Here is a 19,703-nt window from a genome sequence, read left to right on the forward strand (position 1 = left end):
GCCGGCACACGGGGGACGGAGCTAGGCCGGGGCGTTCTCGCCAGAGGCGATCAGGCTCAGGAACTCGTCGAAGAGGTAGTGGCTGTCGTGAGGGCCGGGGCAGGCCTCGGGGTGGTACTGGACGGAGAAGCCGGGGAAGCGCGCAAAGCGCAGGCCCTCCACCGAGCCGTCGTTCAGGTTGCGGTGGTGGACCGCCGCGGCCTCTGGCGTGACGGACTCGGGATCGACGGCGAAGCCGTGGTTCTGCGTCGTGATCTCGACCTTGCCCGTCTCGGCGTTGAGGACCGGCTGGTTGGCACCGCGGTGGCCCACTTTCATCTTGAACACCTCGATGCCCTCGGCGAGGGCCATGAGCTGGTGCCCGAGGCAGATGCCGAACAGCGGCAGGCCGCTGGCGATGGCCTCCTTGACGGTCGCGACGGCGTCCGGCATCGCGCGCGGGTCGCCGGGGCCGTTCGAGAAAAAGATGCCGTCCGGGTTCCACGCCTGGACCGTCGCCAGAGGCGTGTCGTGCGGGAAGAGGCGGACGCTGGCGCCTCTGGTGGCGAACGAGCGGAGGATGTTGCGCTTGACGCCATAGTCGTAGACGGCGATGCGCGGGCCGTCTCCCTCGGAGAAGTCCTCCGCTTCGGCGACGCTGACGCGAGAGGCCAGCTCCAGACCGGCCATGCTCGGGACGTTCTTCGCTTTGGCGATCAGGCTGTCGTCGTCCAGGTCCTCGGACGAGACGACGGCGTTCATCACGCCCTTCTCGCGGATGTGACGCACGAGCTGGCGCGTGTCGATGCCGCTGATCCCCACGAGGCCGTGGCGCTCCATCCACGCCGCCAGGGTCTCCTCGGAGCGGTGGTTGGAGGGGGAGTGGCAGAACTCGCGGACGACCAGGCCCGCCACCTTCGGCGTGTCGCTCTCGGTCGCGTCCTCGAACGCGCCGTAGTTGCCGATGTGGGGGTAGGTCATCATCATGAGCTGGCCCACGTAGGAGGGGTCCGTGAGGATCTCCTGGTAGCCGCTCATGGACGTGTTGAAGCACAGCTCGCCACCGGTCTCGCCTCTGGCGCCGACGGCGGTGCCGGTAAGGACGAGCCCATCTTCGAGGGCGATCTTGGCGGGGGCGGTCTCGGTCATCGGTGGCCTCTGGCGGGAGCGCACGGGACGGCGTGCGGGGCGGATACAAAAACAGCCTCCCCGGGGGAAGGCTGGACGCGGGAACGGCGGAGCCGAGGGGCTGGCTGGCCCCAGTCGGAAATCGGCAAGTGCAGCGGTGTTAGCAGCATCGGGCTCCGTGGTTTTCCCAAGCTACGGGCGCGCGCCGCGCGCCGGCAACCGGACGGCGAGGCTCGGCGGGTCTTCACGCGCGGTTCAGCCTCTGGCGCCAGAGGCCACCGCGCCCGGCGTGGGCGCGCGCCGCCAGCGGCTCAGTCCTGGGGCGCGACGCCGCCCAGGGCCTCGAACTCCTCCAGGCTGCTCCGCGCCGCGTCTACAAACGGGTGGTCCGGTCCGAAGGCGGCCTCGCCGATGGCGAGCGCCCGGCGCTCGTCGTCCAGCGCCTTCTGGCCGTGCCCCAGTTTGGCGTGGACGCCCGCGCGCCCGTGCAGCGCGAAGGCGACGTACGGATGTTCGGCGCCGCGTACGTCGGTAGCGAGCGCGATGGACTCGTCCATGATGGGGAGCGCGTCGGTGTAGCGCTCCAACTCGTACAGGATGAGCCCGAGGTTGTTGAGGTTGACCGAGAGGTCGACGCGCGCGTCCTCGCTCGTCATAGCGCGGCGGCCTTCTACGACCTCTTGCAGGAGGCGGGCGGCGAGGCCGAGGCTGTCGAGGTCGGAGTAGGAGATCGCGAGCGTGTTGAGGATCTCCAGCCGGTTGCCGATGGAGTCCGGCGACGCGTGGCGCTCGTGGAGGCGGAGCGCGGCCTGCGCGTGCTGCACCGCAGCGGGGTAGTCGTCGGTGCGGTAGCTGAGGTTCGCGAGTTGGAGCAGGGCGTCCCGGTGCCCGAGCGGGTCTAGGTCGTTGTCTTCGTAGAGCCGGACGGCGTCGGTGAGCGCGCCAGAGGCCTCGTCGTAGAGCCCAAGCGCGATGTGGACGCGGCCGAGCGTAGCGAGCACGGGCGCAAGCTGCCGGGGCTGGCCGGCGAGGTTTTCCCGCGCCTGTTCCAGGCCCAGCGCGAGGAGTTCGCGCGAGGAGCGGTCGGCAGGGTCGGCGCCGGTGGGATCGGCGGCGCCGAAGATGTCTTCGAGGAACGTGGCCGTCGCATCGGCCTCGGCGAGCGCGGCCTCGGCGCGGTCGCGCTCGGCGCGCAGCCGCGTGGTGTAGAACGCCGCGCTGGCCACGAGCACGAGAAGCGCCAGCGAGGCCACGCCGACCGTCCCGCGGTGGCGCGACATGAACTTGCGGATGCGGTAGCTGGCCGCTGGCGGCCGGGCCTCCACAGGAAGGTCGTCCAGGTAGCGCCGGAGGTCGGCGGCGAAGGCGTCGGCGTTGGGGTAGCGGCGCTCGGGCTCCTTCGCGAGCGCCGTCAGGCAGACCGCGTCGAGGTCGCCGCGCACGCGACGGGCGGCGCCAGAGGCCGTGCTGGGCTCGCCTCTGGCGGCGGCTGCGCTGGGCAGCGTCGGGTCGGTTTCGAGGATGGCCGTCTCCAACCCCTTCTGGTTGTCGGCGCTGAACGGCTTAGTCCCCGCCAGGAGCTGGTAGAGCAGCACGCCGAGCGCCCACACGTCGGTCGCGGTCGTGATCTCGCCGCCACGAACCTGCTCGGGCGCGCCGTAGGGGCGCGACATCGGCCGCTGCCCGGTCAGCGTCAGCGCGTCGTCGGGGTCGCCTTCGAGCAGCCGCGCGATGCCGAAGTCGAGCAGCTTCACCGTCGGCCGGCCGCTGGCGTCAGTCTCGACGAGGATGTTGGACGGCTTGAGATCGCGGTGGACCACGAGGTGCCGGTGCGCGTGCGCGACGGCCTCGCAGACCTGGAGCATGAGGCGCACGCGGTCCTGCAGGCCCAGCGAGTAGCGCTCCACGTACTCGTTGAGCTGCTCGCCGTCCACGAGCTCCATCGCGACGTACGGCCGCCCGTCCTCGGTCTCGCCGCCGCCGACGAGCCGCGCGATCCCGGGGTGCCGCAGCCGCGCCAGGATCCGCCGCTCAGCCTCGAAGCGGCGCAACACGGCCGCGGTGTCCATGCCCCTCTTGACCAGTTTCAGCGCCACCTGCTGCTGGAACGCGCCGTCGGCGCGGGAGGCCGCGTACACCCGCCCCATGCCGCCCTCGCCAATCAGCTGGTCCAGGCGGAACGCGCCCACCTGCGTCCCGATCTGCGGGTCGTGGCCCATGATCTCGTTCAGATTCGCCACGGGCTGCATAAACGCGTCGTCGATCTCGGCATCGGCGTCCAGGAGCGCCTGCACGTCGGCGCGGGCCTCTGGCGCGAGCGCGTCGAGAAAGGCAGCGCGGTCCTCGGGCGAGAGCGACTGTGCCTCGTTGAAGAGGCGTTTGGCTTCGCTGTATCGGCTGTCGTCCACAGGGTTTAGGCGGCGCGTGGAGAGGGGCGGACAACCTATACGTTTTCGGCTCCCCGGGGGGACCATCGCGCCAGAGGCCGGGCGGAGGGTGCCGCCGAATGGCCCGACGGGCTCCGGCCGGCTTCGCGTATCCTCTCGCGCGAAAGGTGCCCCTGGCGCGTTCGATCCCCCATGCCGCTCCGCCGCCCCCGCTTCCCCGACGAGCGCGACCCCCACGTCGCGACGCGCACGCTTGCGTGCCTGGCGGCGAGCATCGGCGTCGCGCTGCTCGCGATCCTGTTGTGGCCCCCGCGGACGCCGCCAGAGGCCGTCGCGTTTGACACTGACGCGGAGCTGGTGGACCCGATGGAGGTCCTCGAGATCCTGCCCACGTCGCAGCCGCCGCCTCCCGCGAACCTCCTGCCGCCGCCCCCGCCGCCTCTGGCGGAGGCCGACATCCCACCCATCGAGGTGGAGGACTTCGTCGAGATCGAGGACCTGGACATCGCGCCGTTCCGCGTGACCACGCCGGCGGAGCGGCCTTCAGCGCCGGGGCCTCCCGCGCCGCCCGCCCCACCGGGTCCGCCCGCTCCGGCACCCAGCCGCCCCGGCCGCGCGGCGGCCACAGGCTCTACGGGGCCCACGCTCGTGCGTCAGCCAGACGTGGTCCCGCAGACGCGCTTCGCGCCGTTCCCGGAGTACCCGGACGAGGCGCGGCGGGCGGGCGTGCGCGCGCGCGCGGTCGTGGAGGTGCTCATCAGCGAGGGCGGGCGCATCCTGGAGGCGGAGATCGTGGAGCGCGTGCTCATCGACCGGCGCGGGCGCGAGAGCCCGGTTGCGCAACTCCCGCACGGCATGGACGCCATCGCGCTGGCGACGGCGCGGCGCTATGTCCACAGCCCGGCCAAGCACGAGGGGCGCACGGTGCGGACGTACACGCGCATCACGCTGGACTTCGGCACGGAGCGAGGGGGCTGAAGGCGTGAGAGGCGGTGCCCGCGGCATCCCGCCAGAGGCCAGGCTTCCCGGTGCGCCTCTGGCGCCCAGAGCTCTGCATTCCACCCGCACGCGCCCACATGCGCCGGGCGCGATCTTGCCGGCCCTCACCTTTGACCCGCGATGCCTGCTCTGACGCTTCTCCTCAACGCCGAGGTGTTCGCTCCCCAACCGCTCGGGCGGCGTTGCGTCCTCGTCGGAGGCGGGCAGATCCTCGCGATCTCGGAGCGGCCTCCGACGCTTGCAGGCGTGGAGGTGGAGACCGTGGATCTGGACGGCGCGCGGCTGGTGCCAGGACTTATCGACCTGCACGTGCACGTGACCGGCGGCGGGGGAGAGGCCGGGCCGGAAACGGCGGCGCCTGCCCCGAGCCTCAGCCACTACACCCGCGCGGGCGTCACCAGCGTGGTCGGCCTGCTGGGCACGGACGACACGACGCGGACGACCGCAGGCCTCTTGCGCCAAGTGCGCGCGCTCCGGCGCGAAGGCCTCGGCGCGTGGGCCTGGACCGGCGGCTATCACCTGCCCCCGACGACGCTCACCGGCTCGGTCCGCGGCGACATCGCGCACCTCTCCGAAGTCATCGGCTTTGGCGAGCTGGCGCTGAGCGACCACCGCTCCTCTCAACCGACGGTCCACGAGGTGGCGCGCGTGGCGGCGGACTGCCATGTGGGCGGGCTGATGACCGGCAAGGCAGGCGTGCTCCACTGCCACATGGGCGACGGCGCCAGAGGCCTCGGCCTCTTGCGCGATATCCTGGACACGACCGAGATCCCGCCGCGCACGCTCCACCCCACGCACGTCAACCGCAAGCGCGCGCTTTGGGAGGAGTCGCTGGTGTTCGCCGAACGCGGGAGCACCATCGACGTGACGGCCTTTCCGCCGGAGTTCGCCGAGACCGACGAGGTCGGCGCCGCCGAGGCCGTGCGCGCCTACGTCGCGGGTGGCCTGCCTCTAGCGCAACTGACTGTCTCCTCCGACGGCGGCGGCTGCCTGCCGCACTTCGACGCGCAGGGCGAGATGACGCGCATGGACTTCGCCACGAGCGGCGCGCTCGCGGACCTGCTCGCAGATCTCTTAGACGGCGGCATGGCGCCAGAGGACGCCCTCGCGCCGCTCACCTCCAACCCCGCGGACCTCTTGCGCCTCCACGCCAAAGGCCGCATCGCGCCGGGCGCCGATGCGGATCTCGTTGTTCTAGGCGATGACCACCGCCCGCGCGACGTGATGGCGCGAGGACGCTGGCACGTGCGCGGCGGCGAGCCCGTCGTGCGCGGCACGTTCGAGGCGTAGGCCTCTAGGGGACCGGCCTCTGGCGCCAGAGGCTTCCCCGGCGCCTCACAAGCGCCTACGCGCGCCAGAGGCGAACTTCCGGCCCCGACTTCTACCCATCGGAACTCTCCCATGCCCTCTACAGGCACTCCCGGCGTGAGCCGCGGCTACATCGTCCCCGTTGGGGGCGCGGAAAAGAAAACGGCCGAGATGCCGATCCTCAAGCGGTTCGTCAAGATCGCCGGCGGCGGCGACGCGAGGATCGTGGTGATCCCGACGGCCTCCGAGCTGGAGGACACCGGTGACCGCTACGTAGACCTCTTCGAGGGGCTCTACGTCGAGGCCGCGCGCTCGCTGCCCATCACCACGCGCGAGCACGCGATGGAGGACGAGTGCGTGGCGGCGATCGAGGACGCGACGGCGGTGTTCCTGACGGGCGGCAACCAGCTCCGGCTCTCCACCATCCTGGGCGGCTCTCCCGTGGCCAAGGCCATCCGGCGCCGCAACGCGGACGGCATGCACGTCGGCGGCACGAGCGCGGGCGCGGCGATCCTCCCAGAGCATATGATCGCGGGCGGGCGCAGCGGGCACACGCCACGTGTGGACGGCGTGGTGATGGCGCCGGGCCTCGGCCTTACCAACCGGCTCCTGATCGACCAGCACTTCCGCCAGCGCGATCGCCTCGGTCGGCTGCTCACGGCGGTCTCGTTCAACCCCTTCGCCGTGGGTGTGGGCTTGGACGAGGACACGGCCATCTTCCTGGGACCGGACGGCTCGTTCGAGGTCGTCGGCAGCGGCGCCGTCACGGTCGTGGACCCGACAGGGCTCACCTACTCCTCGATGGACTCGGCCGCGCCGAAGGAGCCGGTCAGCCTTATCGGCCTGCAGCTCCACCTCCTCGCCGAGGGCGCGCGCTACGACGTGGAGACGCGGCAGGCGTTCGCGCCGGACCCGTCCGCTCAGTAGCGTGGCGCCAGAGGCCTCTGGCGAGACCCCAGGCCTCTGGCGCGAAACGTGATCCGGGCCGCCCTCCGAGGTGGAGAGCGGCCCGAGAACGTGGCACTGGGTGAGGGCCAGGCGTTAGTGCGAGCGCTGCGCGCGGCGCGGCGCGGGCATCTCGCGCGGCATGAGCACGCGGTCGATCACGTGAATGACGCCGTTGGAGGCCTCGATGTCGGTCGAGAGCAGTTGCGCGTTGTCCACGCGGGAGCCGAGCGAGAGCGCCTCGCCGTTGACGGTCTTCAGCTCGTCCAGGCGGCCGATGTCGCGCGCCTTGTACTCGCCGGGGACGACGTGGTACGTCAGGATCGCGGTGAGCTGCGCGCGGTTTTCCGGACGCAAGAGGCGCTCGATGGCATCGTCGCCGAGCAAGGCGAACGCGTCGTTGGTGGGCGCGAAGACGGTGAAGGGGCCGTCACCCTTGAGCGTTTCGACCAGGCCGGCGGCTTTCACGGCGGCGACGAGCGTCGCGAAGTTGTCGTTGCCGGCGGCAATGTCGACGATGTCGTCGTGGCGCTGGACGGGGCTGGCGGCGAGGAGCGGAAGCGCGAGGAGCGCGAAAAGAGAGATGCGGAGGCGCATGGCAAGAAAGGCTTGGTGAGAGAGCCGGCGGAGGTGCCGGGCGCTCTCTCAACGGAGCCTCTGGCGGTTCGCGATCCCTGGATGCGACAAGCGGCGGCTTTGCGCCGCCGAGCGGCGGAGCAGGACGCCGAACGGGGACGAGCCTCTGGCGCCAGAGGCTCCAGCCACGCAGCTTCAGTCCCCAGTCCCCAGTCCCCAGTCCCCAGTCCCCAGTCCCCAGCTACCGCGCGCCCCCGAACCGGTCGGCCAGGTCGCGCCAGTAGCGGCGGCTGGCACGCACCTCGGCGCCGTCGTGCATGCGCACGGTGCAGTCGCCAGAGGCCGTCGGGCGGAGGTCGCGCACGCGGTCTAGGTTGACGATCGCGGACCGGTGGACGCGCACGAAGCGAGGGCCGAGCTGCTCGGCCAGCCGCGTGAGCGTCTCGCGGACCAGGTGCGTGCGTGGGCCGACGTGGAGCGCCACGTAGTCCCCATCGGCCTCGGCCCAGTCGATGGCTTCGGTCCGCAGCACGGCCAGGCGCTTGCCCTCGCGCACGAGAAGGCGGTCGAGCGGTGCGGCGCCAGAGGCCTCTGGCGGGAGGGCCTGCGCCGCGAGGAGGTCGCGGAGTTGGCCGGCGAGGTCCGTGGGGGCGTCGGCGTGGCGACGAGCGGCATCGCGGGCGCGGTCCAGGGCCTGGAAAAAGCGCGCGTCGTCGTACGGCTTGAGGAGGTAATCCACGGCGGCCACGTCGAACGCGCGCACGGCGTACTGGTCGTAGGCCGTCACGAAGACGGTCGTCGGCATGGCCTCGGGGCCGACCGCCTGGACCACCTCGAAGCCGTCCAGCGCAGGCATCTGCACGTCCAGAAACACGAGGTCCGGGCGGTGCTCGCGAACGGCGTCCACGGCTTGCTGACCGTCGGTCGCCTCCCAGCGCACGTCCACGTCGCGCTGCGTCGCCAGAAGCTGGCGGATCGTGCCTCTGGCGAGAGGCTCGTCGTCGGCGACCAGGACGCGGAGCGGGCTCATGCCAGACGGTAGGGAAGAGTGAGGGTCGCGAGCGCGCCGGTGCTTTCGCCAGGGGCCAGCGTGAGCGAGGCGTCAGTGCCGTAGAGCGCGTCCAGCCGGGCGCGGGTGTTCGCCAGCCCGACGCCGGTCCCGGCGGTCCTAGCGCGGGCGCCAGAGGCCGCGGGCCCGATCCCGTCGTCTTCCACCTCGACGACGAGCGCATCGCCCTCGCGGCGCGCGCGCACGGAGAGCCGCGCCGGTCCGGGCTTGGGCGCGATGCCGTGCTTGAGCGCGTTCTCGACGAGCGGCTGCAGGCTCCACGCGGGGATGAGGGCGCCTCTGGCGTCGTCGTCGGCCTCTACAGAAACGGTGAGGCGGTCCGAGAACCGGACCTGCTCCAGCGTGAGGTATCGGTCCAGCACGTCGAGCTCGCGCCGCAGCGGGATCTCATCGGTGCCGTCGGCTTCGAGCGAGAGGCGCAGGAGATCGCCCAGCGACGAGATCATCGAGACCGCCTTCTCGCTCTCGCCCTGGCGCACCGTCGCGCCGACGGCGTGGAGAGCGTTGAACAGGAAGTGCGGTCGGAGCTGCATCCGCAGCGCCCCCAGCTCGGTCTCGGCAAGTGTGGCCCGAAGCGCGGCCTCTCGCGCTTCGCGCGCCTGCCTCTGGCGCGAGGCCGCCCACGCCCACGTCCCCGCTACGACGAGCGCGTAGGCCACGGCATTGACGTGCGCCCGAAGCGCGTAGTGCGTCTGGATGTCCCCAAGCGTCCACTGCGCGGGCAGGCCGGCGATCTGGAACGCCGCCACGTTGCCCACGGCATGGAAGCCCAGCGCGAGCGCCGCGCCGAGCCCGTGCGCGACTACGAGTTGCCACACCGGCACGCGCCCCAGCGCGAACCGCAGCGCGAGCCACGCGACGGCCGGCGTCATCAGCGCCCACAGCGCCCAGTTCGGAAGCGTCGTCCACAGCGCCAGAGGCCAGTCCACGGGCTCGCCGCCGAGCGTCTGCGCGATGTAGATCTGGCCGAGCGCGACTGCGGCGGGGACGGCCCACAACGCGAGGAGCACGAGACCACGGCCGCGCCTCTGGCGCGGCGCTGGCAGCGGAGCGGGGTAGGAAACAGCGACGGCCATGCCGCTCCTACCGGCATGCGATTGCAGAGGTTCGCCCCTTCTCACCACGCCTCTGGCGCCAGAGGCGGCCGCTCCCTAAGAGCGATGCGCAACGGCGCGGCGCCAGAGGCTAGGCGGCGGCAGAGACGGCCTTGATCACGCGTTCGTGGACGCGCGGGTCGAACGGGCTCGGCACGAGCTCTTGGTCCGGCGCGAGGGCCGAGATGGCCTCGGCGGCGGCGATCTTCATCGCGCTCGTGATAGCCGGGGCGCCCACGTCCAGCGCGGCCTTGAACAGGCCCGGGAAGGCGAGCGCGTTGTTGACGCTGCGGCCGTCGGCGGCAAAGGCCGCGCCCGCTTCCACGGCGGCCTCTGGCGAGATCTCGGGGATCGGGTTGGACAGTGCGAGGACGACCTGGCCGGGTCGGATCATCTCCGGCGTGATCAGCCCGATCACGCCCGTTGTGGCAATCAAGACATCCGCTTCCTCGGCGGCGGCGTGGAGCTCGGCGGTGCGCCCGCCAGAGGCTTCGAGGCGTTCGCGGGCCTCCGCGCCGGGGTCCACGCCCACCACGTCGAAGCCGGCGTCCATGAGCAGCCGCGCGATGGCGAGCCCGGCGGCGCCCAGGCCGACCTGAGCGCACGTGAGGTCTCGGCGGCCCTCGCGGTCGGTGTGGCGGAGCGCGCTGAGAACGGCCGCCAGAAGCACCGTCGCGGTCCCGTGCTGGTCGTCGTGCATGACCGGCTGCGGCAGGCGGCGGATCAATTCGTCCTCGATCCAGAAGCAATCCGGCGTGCGGATGTCTTCGAGGTGGATGCCACCGAAGCCGACCGCCACGCGGCAGACCGTGTCCACGAACGCTTCCGGGTCGTCCTCGTCGATCACGAGCGGGACGGCGCTGAGGCCCACGAACCGATCGTAGAGAACGGCCTTGCCTTCCATGACCGGCAGGCTCGCGAGTGCGCCGATATCGCCCAGCCCGAGCACGCGCGTGCCGTTGCTCACGATCGCGACCGTGTGGCCCATCGACGTGAACTGCCGCGCGAGGGCGGGGTCCTGCTCAATGGCGCGGCACACGCGCGCGACGCCCGGCGTGTAGATGTACCGGAGGTCCTCTGGCGTGTCGGCGGCAGTCGTGCGGCCGACGCGGATCTTGCCGCCGGCGTGGCGCTCAAAGACGAGATCGCGGACGTTCTGGATCTCGGTCTCGGTCTCCTCGCGGATGGCCTTGAGCACCTCGTCCAGGTGCGGCTGGTCGTACGCCGAGACGGTGACGTCGCGGAGGAAGTGATCGCGGCCGACGTAGCGCGTCTCGATGTCGCCGACGAGCGCGCCGTGCTCGCCGATGACGCCGAGCAGCGCGCCGATCATGCCGGGACGCTGCGCGTTGCGGACGGTGAGGACGACGTCGTAATCGGGGAGGCCGCCGCGTTGGCGGGCGCCCTCTTCGGGCGGGACGGGAGAGGTCATGGCCCCAAACTAGCGACCTCGTGCAAGCGCTTTCATGCCTCTGGCGAGAAGCGGGGATTGAAGAGCGGCGCAGAGGCGCCTGTTCAGCCTCTGGCGGCCGCGCTCCACGTCAGCCGCCGCGCAGCTTTTTCAGCACCTCCGGATCGAGAAGGTCAGCGAGGCTGCTGCCCGAGGACGGGCGCGCGTTTCCGCGGGCGTCGTCGCGGCGGTTGCCGCCCCGGGGGGCGCCGCCGGATGGTCCGCTGCCCCGCTTGCCTTTTCCGCCCTTGCCTCGCGATCCGCCTCTGGCGCCAGAGGCCTTTGCCTGCGCCTTGGCCTGCTCAGCCTGCTCGCGCTCGGCCTTTTCGGCGGCCTTCTGCTCCTCCGTCTTGGGCGTCGAGAGGTTGATCGTTTTGGTGACCAGCGTGGGCGCTGCGGCGACTTTCCGGGCGCGCCGCGGGCGCGAGCCCGGCGTCACGTCCGAGGCGAGGTTGACGGTGAACACGCCCTCGTGCCCCCGGCTCTCGCTAGAGGCCGCGGGTGGCACCGGCTTGGGCTTCGGCTCGGGAGGCTTTGGCGGCGGCACCTCGCCGGAGGAGAGGTTGATGGTGTGCAGGCCCACGTGCTTTTTCGCCGCGCCAGAGGCCTCTGGCGTCGGGGTGGAGTCGGGCTGTGCGTCGGGGGAGTCGGGCATCGTCGGGGCGTCGGTCACGCGGCAAGATCGCGCGCGCCGGGCGGTGGTGCGTTTAGGCCTCGGGCGCGAGGTCGAATCCGGCGTCCTCGACGGCCGCGCGGATCACGTCGCGGTCGGCCTCTGGCGAGAGATCGACGGTTGCGGAGCCGATGTCGACCGTGCGGACAAGGGCGCCGGGCACGCTTTCGAGCGCGGCACGGACGGCGGCCACGCAGTGCGTGCAGGTCATCCCTTCGATGGTGAGCGTCTCGGTCTGGGTCTCACGGAGCGGTTCCATACGGGTGGGGAGAGTGTGTTCAGCGCTCCAACGCCTGTCCCGGTCCGAGTATCCCGCCAGAGGCCGACCTCCGCGCGCGGCGCTGGCGAGCCCTCGCGCCAGAGGCCCGGGCACGGGGCGCAAGGAGCGCGTGGAGGGCGCCGCTGGGGGCGTAGCTCCCGTGAATGGTGCCGAGCGCTGAACCTCCGCGTCGCGACGCCTGTACGTCCATACCCGTCTGCAAAGAGCCCCGTATGGCGCACCGTGTTTCCGTTCGTGAACGCCTCTGGCGCGGGTTGGGCGTGCTCGCGGTTTCTGCACTGATCGCCGGGCCTCTGGCGGGGCAAACGCTTACGTCCTCCAACCTGCCGATCGTGCTGATCGAGACGGACGAACCGATCCCGGACGAGCCGAAGGTGCCGGGGCGGATGCGCGTGATCGACAACGGCGGCGGGCGGCGGAACGCCGTCACGGACCCGCCGACGGGCTACGACGGCCACATCGGCATCGAAGTGCGCGGGGCGACCTCGCAGCTGTTCCCCAAGAAGCAGTACGCGCTCGAAACGCGCGACGCCGACGGCGAGAACCGCAACGTGCCGCTTCTCGGGATGCCGTCTGAGAACGACTGGATCTTGCACGCGCCATACACCGACAAAACGCTGGTCCGCAACGCCGTCGCGTACCGGCTGGTGCGGCGGATGGGCCGGTACGCGAGCCGGACGCGGTTCTGCGAGGTCATCGTCAACGGGGAGTACCAGGGTGTGTACCTCCTCCTGGAGAAGATCAAGCGCGACGGGGACCGCGTGGACATCGCGACGCTCAACCCCGACGAGACCTCTGGCGACGACCTCACGGGCGGCTACATCGTCAAGGTGGACAAGGCCGCGGGCGGCGAGGTCGGCGGGTGGGACTCGCCGCTGCCGCCGCCGTACCCGTTCGGCCGGCGGGTGCGCTGGGAGTACCACGAGCCCTCGCCAGAGGAGATCGCGCCGGAGCAGGCGGCCTACATCGAGCGCACCATCACCGCTTTTGAGCAGGCCGTCGCCACGGAGAACTACGACGACCCCGCCAGAGGCTTCCTGCCGCTGGTGGACCTGGGCTCGTTCGTGGACGTCGTGATCCTCAACGAGGTGACCAAGAACATCGACGGCTACCGCGCGAGCACGTACCTCCACAAAGACAAAGACAGCGTGGACGGGCGGCTCAAGGCCGGCCCCGTCTGGGACTTCAACCTCGCGCTGGGCAACGCGAGCTTCGGTGGCGGTGCGGATCACCGCGGTTTCCAGTTCGACTGGGACGACCGCGCCGACGGCATCCCGATCCCGTTCTGGTGGGCGCGCATGGCCCGGAGCGAGCCGTTCCAGGCCGCGATGAAGACGCGCTGGACCGAGCTCCGCGCCGGGCCTCTGGCGCCAGACTCGCTGGACGCCCTCGTGGACGAGACCGTGGGCGAGATCGCGGAGGCGAGCGCCCGCAACTTCGAGCGGTGGCCGACGGTGGGGAAGCCGGTGTGGGGCAACGCGTACGTGGGGGAGACCTACGCCGAGGACGTGCGCTACCTCAAGGCGTTCACGCGCCGCCGTGCGGCGTGGATGGACGGCGCCCTCGCCAGAGGCCTCGGCGCGCCCGGGCCGGGCCCGGCGGTCGTGCTCTCGCGCCCGTGGCCCTCGCCGGCCTCTGGCGACGCGCAGGTCACGCTCACGACGGGCTCTGCCGACCGCATCCGCCTGGACCTTGTGGACGCGCAGGGCCGCCTCGTGCGGACCGTGTTCGAGGGGCCAGTGGATGGCGGCACCCGGACGGTCACCGTGCAGACGGCGGGCCTCGCGACGGGGACATACTTCCTCGTCGCCAGCGGAGCGCTCGGCACGTTCTCGCGTCCACTCGTCGTCGTGCGCCGGTAGCGCCAGCGCGCCGTGTCAGAACGCCGGGGAACGCCCTTCGTAACGGTTCCCTAACTTGGGGCTCCGGCGGATTGCCCCGCGTTTTCCCCGCCAGAGGCCCGCTTTCCGTCCCGACCGCATGAGATCCCGCTCCGTCCCCGGCTTCCGCCAGCGCGGCCGCGCCGGCGTGCTCGTCGCCAGCGGTCTTGCGGTGGCGGCGATCGCGCTCGTGTTCGCGCCGGTGGAGTTGCCCGACCGGGTCGAGGGCGTCGGGCGCGTGCTCCCGGCGCAGGAGTGGGTGCTCGTGCGGACAGCCTCTGGCGCCGTGACCGCCACGCTTCGCGACCACCGCACGGGCGCCGTCTCCACGACGTTTGCCGCCGAGCCCGCGCGCGGCGACGCCGTCCGGTTCGAGCTGGGCCCTGCGGCGTCGCAAGAGGCCGTCGAGGCGGGGGAGAACGTGGGGATGCTGGCCTCTGGCGAGGCGGCGCTGCGGCTGGCGGCCGTCCGCGGGGAAATCGAGCAGGCGGAGGCCGAGTTGCGGCGGACCGGGGCGGGCGCCAAGCCAGAAGTGGTGGAGGCAGCACGGCGCGGCGTGCGCGAGGCGGAGGCCGAGAGGGGACAGGCGGAGGCCGAGGTGGCGCGCGCCAAGGCGACAGCCGAGCGCCAGAGGAACCTCTTTGCAGACGGCCTGACCTCGGCGCAGGCGCTGGATGACGCCGAGGCGGCGGTGCGGCTCGCCGAGGCCCGGCGCGCGAGTGCCCAGGCGCAGAGGGCGACGGCCGAGGCGCGCGTGCAGGTGGCGACTTCGGGCGAGAGGCCAGAGGAAGCCGGCGTGGTGCGCGCCCGGATCGGGGCGCTGGAGCGCGAGGCGCGTTCGCTGCTGGAGCGAGAGCAGATGGGCACGCTCGTCTCGCCCATCTCGGGCCGCGTCGGCCGCGTGTTCTCTCCCGACACGCTCTTGCTCGTGGCCGACACCTCGGCGTACCACGTGCTCCTGCCGGTCCGCTGGACCGACCGCGACCGCGTGCGCGCCGGCCGCACGGTGGTGCTCAAGACGGCCTCTGGCGAGGCGCCGCCCCTGGCGCGGATCGTGGACGTGCGCGAGGCCGCCGCGCCGCGCGCCGGTCAGGCGTACCTCGTCGCGACCGCCGAGGTCGTCTCGGGCGCCGAGCACTTGGTTCCAGGCCTGCTCGTGGCGTGTGCTGTGGAGTCCGCGCCGATGACGCCGTTGCAGCACGTGCAACGCGCGCTCCGCGACCTCTTCCGCTGGTAAGCCCCGCGTGCGCCGCGAACTGAAATACCTCGTCCGCGAGGCCGACCGCCACCGCCTCGCGGCCCGCATCGCGCCCTACGTGCAGGCCGACGCGCACGCCTCGGACCGCGCCTCTGGCGCCAGAGGCTACACCGTGCGGAGCGTGTACTTCGACACGCCCGGCCTGCGCGACTGGGCCGAGAAGGAGTCCGGCGACGAGATCCGCCGCAAGGTCCGCGTGCGCGCCTACGACGCGCCGGGCTCGGGCCCGGTCTTTCTGGAGGTGAAGCGGAAGGAGAACTCGGCGGTCTGGAAAGACCGCGCGCGGATGTCGGCACCAGAGGCCGCGGCGCTGCTCGCGGGCGCCCCGCTGAGTGCGGCGCCAGAGGCCTCGCGCGAGGCGGCCGAGCGGTTCCTGTTCCGCCTCCGCGCCGAGCACCGCCACCCCGTCCTCCTCGTCGCGTACGACCGCGAGCCGCACGTCGGCCGCGTGGACCCGTCGCTGCGCATCACGTTCGACCGCCGCTTGCGCGTGTCCGCCTTCCCCCGCCTCGGCCCCGACCTCGCCGGGCTCTACGCCGAGCGCCAGAGGCCGCTCCTGGCGGGCCACTTCATCCTGGAGGTCAAGTACGACCGCGCGTTTCCGTCCTGGATGCGCGCCGTGACGGCCTCGCTGGGGCTCCGCCAGCAGGCGCTCTCCAAGTACGGGCTCGGCCTGGAAGCCGAAGTTGAAGCCGCACCGTGGCGCTTCGGCGCGCCGGCCGTCCGCGCCCTCTCGCGCTAACCTCCCACCGTTCCCGCCAGAGGCCATGCCCTTCGATCTCAACGACCCGTTCTCGACGTTGCCTCTGGCGACGAGTCAGATCGTGGCGAACCTCTTGGTGGCGCTCTTGTGCGGCCTGGCCATCTCGCTGATCTACCGGTGGTCCTACCGCGGCACGAGCTACTCGACAACGTTCGTGGCCTCGCTGGTGACCCTCGCGATGATCACGTCCATCGTCATCATGGCGATCGGCAACAACCTCGCGCGGGCATTCGGCCTCGTCGGCGCGATGTCCATTATCCGCTTCCGGACGGCGGTCAAGGACACGCAGGACCTGGTGTTCATCTTCCTCGTGCTCGCCATCGGGCTGGCCGCTGGCGTCGGCTTCCACCGCCTCGCCATCCTCGCCACGGTCTTTGTCGGCGCGACGCTGTGGCTGCTCGGGCGCTCCGGCTTCGGCGCCTCTCGCAAGCTGGAGTACTTGGTCGAGATCGTGGCCTCTAGCGAGTCGGCCTCTGGCGAGGACAGCGGCACCGCGGCGCCAGAGGCCGCGCCGTGGGACGCCGTGCTCGCGCGCTACGCGCGGCGGCACCGCCTGCTCCACGCCCGCTCCGGCGAGGGCGGGCGCCTGGACCTCGGCTTTCTCGTCACGCTGCGGCGCACGGAGGACGCGCCCGCGCTAACGGACGCACTCGGCCGCACGGACCGCGTGGAGGAGGTCGCGCTCTACTACGACGAGGAACGCCCGCTGTAGCGCCGGAGGCCTCTGGCGCCAGAGGAGTAATCTGAACGCGCCCTACCAGCCCAGCGTGCGCTGCGGCTCAGCGCTCATCCGTTCCGCCCACCTCTGCTCGACCATGCTCTGGCGAATAACTACCATAGCGCTGGCCCTCGGAGTCGTGGTCGCGTTTTACCTCTGGTACTGCCGGGCCTTCTGGGACGACTACTACTCCGATAGGCAGAAGGACTACTACGACTTCCATCCTGCGGTCTCTCTTCCACCGGACAGCGCGCTCGGCCAGGAGGATCTCCTCCGGTACACGTGGACCCGCACGATCCTCGAGCCCCAGCACGGTCAATGGATCAACGAGACTGAACTGCGCTTCCCAAACGACTCGACGATGGAAGTCACGGTCAGACCTGGATACGTCCAGGACAACTATTTGCTATACCCAGTCTTCAGGAGACTGATCGTGTCGGACCCTGAGATGCGCGAGACCTACGCGCTCGACAAAGAGCGGTTGGTGTTCCCAAGCAGATGGAAAGACGGAGGGCCCGATTCGATAGCAGTCGAGTTGAACCGCAGGGCCCTTACGATTGATTACTCATTTCTGTGAGTGAGTCGCGGCCGTGCCCTGCAAAAGTGTCGAGGAAGACTGAATCCGCTGGCAAACAGTGTAGGAGGCGATCACATAGTTGACAGGTTCATTCACTGTTATGATCGGTCTATGCGCTCGCCAGAGAGCACTCCCGTCAGAAGCCTTTGGCGTCAGGTCCTCAGGCCGTGCGCAGCCGCAGCGCGTTGCCGATCACGAAGAGGTCCGAGAACACCATCGCGCCCGCGGCTAGCATGGGCGAGAGCAGCACGCCGAAGGCCGGGAACAGCACGCCTGCCGCGACCGGAATCAGGATCACGTTGTAGGCGAACGCCCAGAACAGGTTTTGCTTGATCGTGCGCAGCGTGGCGCGCGCGAGGCCGATGGCGCGGTCCACGCCCGCGATGTCGCCGCGCAACAGCACGATGTCGCCGGCCTCGATCGCCACGTCGGTCCCGGTCCCGATGGCGACGCCTGCGTCGGCCACCGCGAGGGCGGGCGCGTCGTTGATACCGTCGCCCACGAACGCGACGCGGCGGGCGGCGCCAGAGGCATCGGCGTTCTCGCCAGAGGCCTGGAGGCGGCGCACCACGTCGGCCTTGTCGGCGGGCAGCGTTTCGGCGTAAACCTCGGTGATGCCGAGTTGCCGCGCGACGGCCTCGGCCGTGCCTCTGGCGTCGCCGGTGACCATCGCGAGGCGGAGACCTCTGGCGCGGAGCGCGTCCAGTGCCTCGCGCGCGCCGGGCTTGATGGGGTCCGCCACGGCGATGAGCGCTTCGGCGCGGCCGTCCACGGCGAGCCAGACAGGCGTTTTGCCGTCGCGCGCGAGGGCGTCGGCCTGCGCCTGTGCCGCCTCTGGCGCGGAGATACCGAGCCGCTCCAACAGCCGCAACGCGCCGATGGCGACGCGCCGGCCGTCCACGTCCGCCTGCACGCCAAAGCCGGGAATGGCTTCAAAGTTGGTGGCGCTCAGGGTGCCGCGAGGGGCCGCGGGTTGAGAGGGCTCGCCGTCGCCTCTGGCGCCAGAGGCCGGGCCGGGCATTGCGCGCGCGCCGCTGCCAGCGGCCTCCACGATCGCCCGCGCAATGGGGTGCTCGCTGCCCTGCTCGACGACCGCCGCCAGAGGCAGGAGGTTGGCTTGTGGCGTCCCCGCGAGCGGGACCACGTCGGTCACGGCGGGGCGGCCTTCGGTGAGGGTGCCGGTCTTGTCGAAGAGGACCACGTCGGCTTCGGCGAGGGCTTGGAGGCCGGCGCCCTCGCGCACGAATACGCCCGCCTGTGCCGCGCGACCGGTCCCGACGAGGACCGAGATCGGCGTCGCGATGCCCATCGCGCACGGGCACGCGATGATCAGGACCGAGACGCTGGCGACGAGCGCGTACGTCAAGGAAGGGCTGGGGCCGATGAGGAGCCAGACCGCGAAGGTGAGCAGCCCAATGCCGAGCACGACGGGCACGAACACGCGCACCACGCGGTCCGCGAGCGCCTGGATGGGCGGCTTCGAGCCCTGCGCGTCCTCCACCATGCGGACGATCTGTGCCAGCGCCGTCTCCCGCCCGGTGTGGGTCGCGCGGACGAGCAGCGTGCCCGTCCCGTTGATGGTCCCCGCGGCCACGCGGTCGCCCGCTTCTCGTGCGACGGGCGTCGGCTCGCCCGTCATCGCCGACTCGTCCACGTAGGAGCGGCCCTCGATGACTTCGCCATCGACCGGGATCTTGCCACCGGGGCGGACGCGGACGGTCTCGCCGGGCAGCACGCTCGCGGCGGGGATCACGTCCTCCTCCATGCCGCGCACGACGACGGCCTCTGGCGGCTGCAGGTCCAAGAGCGCGCGGATGGCGCTCCCGGCGCGGCCTTTGGCGCGATGCTCCATAAAGCGGCCCGCGAGGATAAGCGTGATGATCGTCGCCGCGGCCTCGTAATAGACGTGGTCGGCGCCTGCGGGGAGCACCCCGGGCGCGAACGTGGCGACGACCGAGTACGCGTAGGCCGCACTCGTGCCGATCATGACGAGCGAGTCCATGTCCGGCGAGAGGCCGCGCAGCGCCGCCCAGCCCTTTTTGTAAAACCCGAGGCCGGGGCCGAACTGCACGGCCGTGCCCAGCGCAAAGAGCAGCAGTCGGATCGTCTGCATGCCCAGCGTGGCGTCCAGCCATGCCGCCAGAGGCGGGACCATCATCGGCACCATCTCCAGCAGCCAGATGGGAATGGTCAGCGCGACGGCCAGCCACAGGCGCCGCGCGAGCTTGCGGTCCTCGGCCTCTCGCGCCGCCGCTGCGGCCTGTGCGCTGCCGTCCGTCTGCACCGACGCGCTGTAGCCGGCCTTCTCAATCTTCGCGACCAACTCGGCGTCAGTCAGGCCTCTGGCGCGGACCGTAGCGCGCTCGGTCGCGAGGTTGACGTTGGCGGCTTCGACGCCCTCGGCGCGGCTCAGCACGCGCTCGACGCGCGCTACGCACGAGGCACACGTCATGCCCTCGACGCGGATCGTGTGGGTTTCGGAGGCGTCGGCAGAGGCCTCTGCCGAGGGGGCGGGAGGGGAAAGAACATCGGTCATAGGGGGTGAACGCTCTGGACCCCGGTCCAGGGTTCCGCGCCGCCTCTGGCGCCAGAGGCCGTGAGAGCCTGGAGCCGCGCCAC

At 71.3% G+C, this 19,703-nt stretch carries 17 protein-coding genes; 8 read left to right on the forward strand and 9 right to left on the reverse strand.

Features of this window, described 5'->3' with window-relative positions:
* Window positions 1-21: 21 nt before the first annotated feature.
* Both carA and BSZ36_RS02970 read right to left on the reverse strand, forming a co-directional pair.
* Window positions 22-1,128 carry a glutamine-hydrolyzing carbamoyl-phosphate synthase small subunit gene (gene carA / locus BSZ36_RS02965; RefSeq protein WP_094545852.1) on the reverse strand — a complete coding sequence of 369 codons (1,107 nt, stop codon included), beginning with the start codon at window positions 1,126-1,128 and terminating at the stop codon, window positions 22-24.
* Window positions 1,129-1,418: 290 nt separating this feature from the next.
* On the reverse strand, window positions 1,419-3,515 hold the full coding sequence (locus BSZ36_RS02970; protein ID WP_179270986.1) for a serine/threonine-protein kinase: 2,097 nt from the start codon (window positions 3,513-3,515) through the stop codon (window positions 1,419-1,421).
* Window positions 3,516-3,686: 171 nt separating this feature from the next.
* On the opposite strand from BSZ36_RS02970, the gene BSZ36_RS02975 reads away from it, so the two are divergent.
* The 3 genes from BSZ36_RS02975 (at window position 3,687) to BSZ36_RS02985 (ending at window position 6,728) form a co-directional block, all read left to right on the forward strand.
* A complete protein-coding gene (locus BSZ36_RS02975; RefSeq protein WP_094545856.1) occupies window positions 3,687-4,472 on the forward strand; it encodes an energy transducer TonB in 786 nt (261 codons plus the stop codon).
* A gap of 141 nt (window positions 4,473-4,613) precedes the next feature.
* Complete coding sequence (iadA, locus tag BSZ36_RS02980) at window positions 4,614-5,783, forward strand: beta-aspartyl-peptidase (protein ID WP_094545858.1); 1,170 nt, start codon at window positions 4,614-4,616, stop codon at window positions 5,781-5,783.
* A gap of 111 nt (window positions 5,784-5,894) precedes the next feature.
* Window positions 5,895-6,728 carry a cyanophycinase gene (locus BSZ36_RS02985; RefSeq protein WP_094545860.1) on the forward strand — a complete coding sequence of 278 codons (834 nt, stop codon included), beginning with the start codon at window positions 5,895-5,897 and terminating at the stop codon, window positions 6,726-6,728.
* A gap of 114 nt (window positions 6,729-6,842) precedes the next feature.
* Here the strand turns inward: BSZ36_RS02985 and BSZ36_RS02990 are convergent, their stop codons facing one another.
* From BSZ36_RS02990 to BSZ36_RS03015, 6 genes are all read right to left on the reverse strand, one after another.
* The gene (locus BSZ36_RS02990) at window positions 6,843-7,343 is read right to left on the reverse strand and encodes a fasciclin domain-containing protein (protein WP_094545862.1); all 501 of its coding nucleotides are present in this window, start codon (window positions 7,341-7,343) and stop codon (window positions 6,843-6,845) included.
* Between the two features lie 220 nt (window positions 7,344-7,563).
* Window positions 7,564-8,352 (reverse strand): LytR/AlgR family response regulator transcription factor, encoded by a 789-nt coding sequence (locus tag BSZ36_RS02995; RefSeq protein ID WP_094545864.1) that lies wholly within the window; start codon window positions 8,350-8,352, stop codon window positions 7,564-7,566.
* On the reverse strand, window positions 8,349-9,467 hold the full coding sequence (locus tag BSZ36_RS03000) for a sensor histidine kinase (protein WP_094545866.1): 1,119 nt from the start codon (window positions 9,465-9,467) through the stop codon (window positions 8,349-8,351). The genes BSZ36_RS02995 and BSZ36_RS03000 overlap by 4 nt, the downstream gene beginning before the upstream one ends.
* A gap of 109 nt (window positions 9,468-9,576) precedes the next feature.
* Complete coding sequence (locus BSZ36_RS03005) at window positions 9,577-10,917, reverse strand: NAD-dependent malic enzyme (protein WP_094545868.1); 1,341 nt, start codon at window positions 10,915-10,917, stop codon at window positions 9,577-9,579.
* A gap of 109 nt (window positions 10,918-11,026) precedes the next feature.
* Entirely contained in the window at window positions 11,027-11,590 is a 564-nt protein-coding gene (locus BSZ36_RS03010; protein ID WP_094545870.1) for a hypothetical protein, read from the reverse strand.
* A gap of 52 nt (window positions 11,591-11,642) precedes the next feature.
* The gene (locus BSZ36_RS03015) at window positions 11,643-11,867 is read right to left on the reverse strand and encodes a heavy-metal-associated domain-containing protein (protein WP_094545872.1); all 225 of its coding nucleotides are present in this window, start codon (window positions 11,865-11,867) and stop codon (window positions 11,643-11,645) included.
* 233 nt (window positions 11,868-12,100) lie between these two features.
* Between BSZ36_RS03015 and BSZ36_RS03020 the strand changes: the two genes are divergently transcribed.
* The 5 genes from BSZ36_RS03020 to BSZ36_RS03040 all read left to right on the forward strand — a co-directional run bounded on the left by BSZ36_RS03020 (window position 12,101) and on the right by BSZ36_RS03040 (window position 17,084).
* Window positions 12,101-13,750 carry a CotH kinase family protein gene (locus tag BSZ36_RS03020; protein ID WP_179270987.1) on the forward strand — a complete coding sequence of 550 codons (1,650 nt, stop codon included), beginning with the start codon at window positions 12,101-12,103 and terminating at the stop codon, window positions 13,748-13,750.
* 118 nt (window positions 13,751-13,868) lie between these two features.
* On the forward strand, window positions 13,869-15,005 hold the full coding sequence (locus tag BSZ36_RS03025; RefSeq protein ID WP_094545876.1) for an HlyD family secretion protein: 1,137 nt from the start codon (window positions 13,869-13,871) through the stop codon (window positions 15,003-15,005).
* 7 nt (window positions 15,006-15,012) lie between these two features.
* Window positions 15,013-15,768, forward strand: coding sequence for a polyphosphate polymerase domain-containing protein (locus BSZ36_RS03030; RefSeq protein ID WP_094545878.1), 756 nt, complete (start codon window positions 15,013-15,015; stop codon window positions 15,766-15,768).
* Between the two features lie 25 nt (window positions 15,769-15,793).
* Window positions 15,794-16,501, forward strand: coding sequence for a DUF4956 domain-containing protein (locus BSZ36_RS03035; protein WP_094545880.1), 708 nt, complete (start codon window positions 15,794-15,796; stop codon window positions 16,499-16,501).
* Between the two features lie 103 nt (window positions 16,502-16,604).
* Window positions 16,605-17,084, forward strand: coding sequence for a DEAD/DEAH box helicase family protein (locus BSZ36_RS03040; RefSeq protein ID WP_094545882.1), 480 nt, complete (start codon window positions 16,605-16,607; stop codon window positions 17,082-17,084).
* 160 nt (window positions 17,085-17,244) lie between these two features.
* Here BSZ36_RS03040 and BSZ36_RS03045 read toward each other — a convergent pair whose 3' ends face one another.
* Window positions 17,245-19,620, reverse strand: a complete 2,376-nt coding sequence (locus tag BSZ36_RS03045; RefSeq protein ID WP_094545884.1) for a heavy metal translocating P-type ATPase — start codon at window positions 19,618-19,620, stop codon at window positions 17,245-17,247.
* Window positions 19,621-19,703: the final 83 nt, after the last annotated feature.

Origin of the sequence: Rubricoccus marinus, assembly GCF_002257665.1 — a bacterium.
GTDB classification, from domain to species: domain Bacteria; phylum Bacteroidota; class Rhodothermia; order Rhodothermales; family Rubricoccaceae; genus Rubricoccus; species Rubricoccus marinus.

Excerpts from the sequence above, each read along its gene's own strand:
- carA (WP_094545852.1), bottom strand. The coding sequence starts at position 1,128 with ATGACCGAGACCGCCCCCGCCAAGATCGCCCTCGAAGATGGGCTCGTC.
- BSZ36_RS02975 (WP_094545856.1), top strand. The coding sequence starts at position 3,687 with ATGCCGCTCCGCCGCCCCCGCTTCCCCGACGAGCGCGACCCCCACGTC.
- iadA (WP_094545858.1), top strand. The coding sequence starts at position 4,614 with ATGCCTGCTCTGACGCTTCTCCTCAACGCCGAGGTGTTCGCTCCCCAA.
- BSZ36_RS02985 (WP_094545860.1), top strand. The coding sequence starts at position 5,895 with ATGCCCTCTACAGGCACTCCCGGCGTGAGCCGCGGCTACATCGTCCCC.
- BSZ36_RS02990 (WP_094545862.1), bottom strand. The coding sequence starts at position 7,343 with ATGCGCCTCCGCATCTCTCTTTTCGCGCTCCTCGCGCTTCCGCTCCTC.
- BSZ36_RS02995 (WP_094545864.1), bottom strand. The coding sequence starts at position 8,352 with ATGAGCCCGCTCCGCGTCCTGGTCGCCGACGACGAGCCTCTCGCCAGA.
- BSZ36_RS03000 (WP_094545866.1), bottom strand. The coding sequence starts at position 9,467 with ATGGCCGTCGCTGTTTCCTACCCCGCTCCGCTGCCAGCGCCGCGCCAG.
- BSZ36_RS03005 (WP_094545868.1), bottom strand. The coding sequence starts at position 10,917 with ATGACCTCTCCCGTCCCGCCCGAAGAGGGCGCCCGCCAACGCGGCGGC.
- BSZ36_RS03010 (WP_094545870.1), bottom strand. The coding sequence starts at position 11,590 with ATGCCCGACTCCCCCGACGCACAGCCCGACTCCACCCCGACGCCAGAG.
- BSZ36_RS03015 (WP_094545872.1), bottom strand. The coding sequence starts at position 11,867 with ATGGAACCGCTCCGTGAGACCCAGACCGAGACGCTCACCATCGAAGGG.
- BSZ36_RS03020 (WP_179270987.1), top strand. The coding sequence starts at position 12,101 with ATGGCGCACCGTGTTTCCGTTCGTGAACGCCTCTGGCGCGGGTTGGGC.
- BSZ36_RS03025 (WP_094545876.1), top strand. The coding sequence starts at position 13,869 with ATGAGATCCCGCTCCGTCCCCGGCTTCCGCCAGCGCGGCCGCGCCGGC.
- BSZ36_RS03035 (WP_094545880.1), top strand. The coding sequence starts at position 15,794 with ATGCCCTTCGATCTCAACGACCCGTTCTCGACGTTGCCTCTGGCGACG.
- BSZ36_RS03040 (WP_094545882.1), top strand. The coding sequence starts at position 16,605 with ATGCTCTGGCGAATAACTACCATAGCGCTGGCCCTCGGAGTCGTGGTC.
- BSZ36_RS03045 (WP_094545884.1), bottom strand. The coding sequence starts at position 19,620 with ATGACCGATGTTCTTTCCCCTCCCGCCCCCTCGGCAGAGGCCTCTGCC.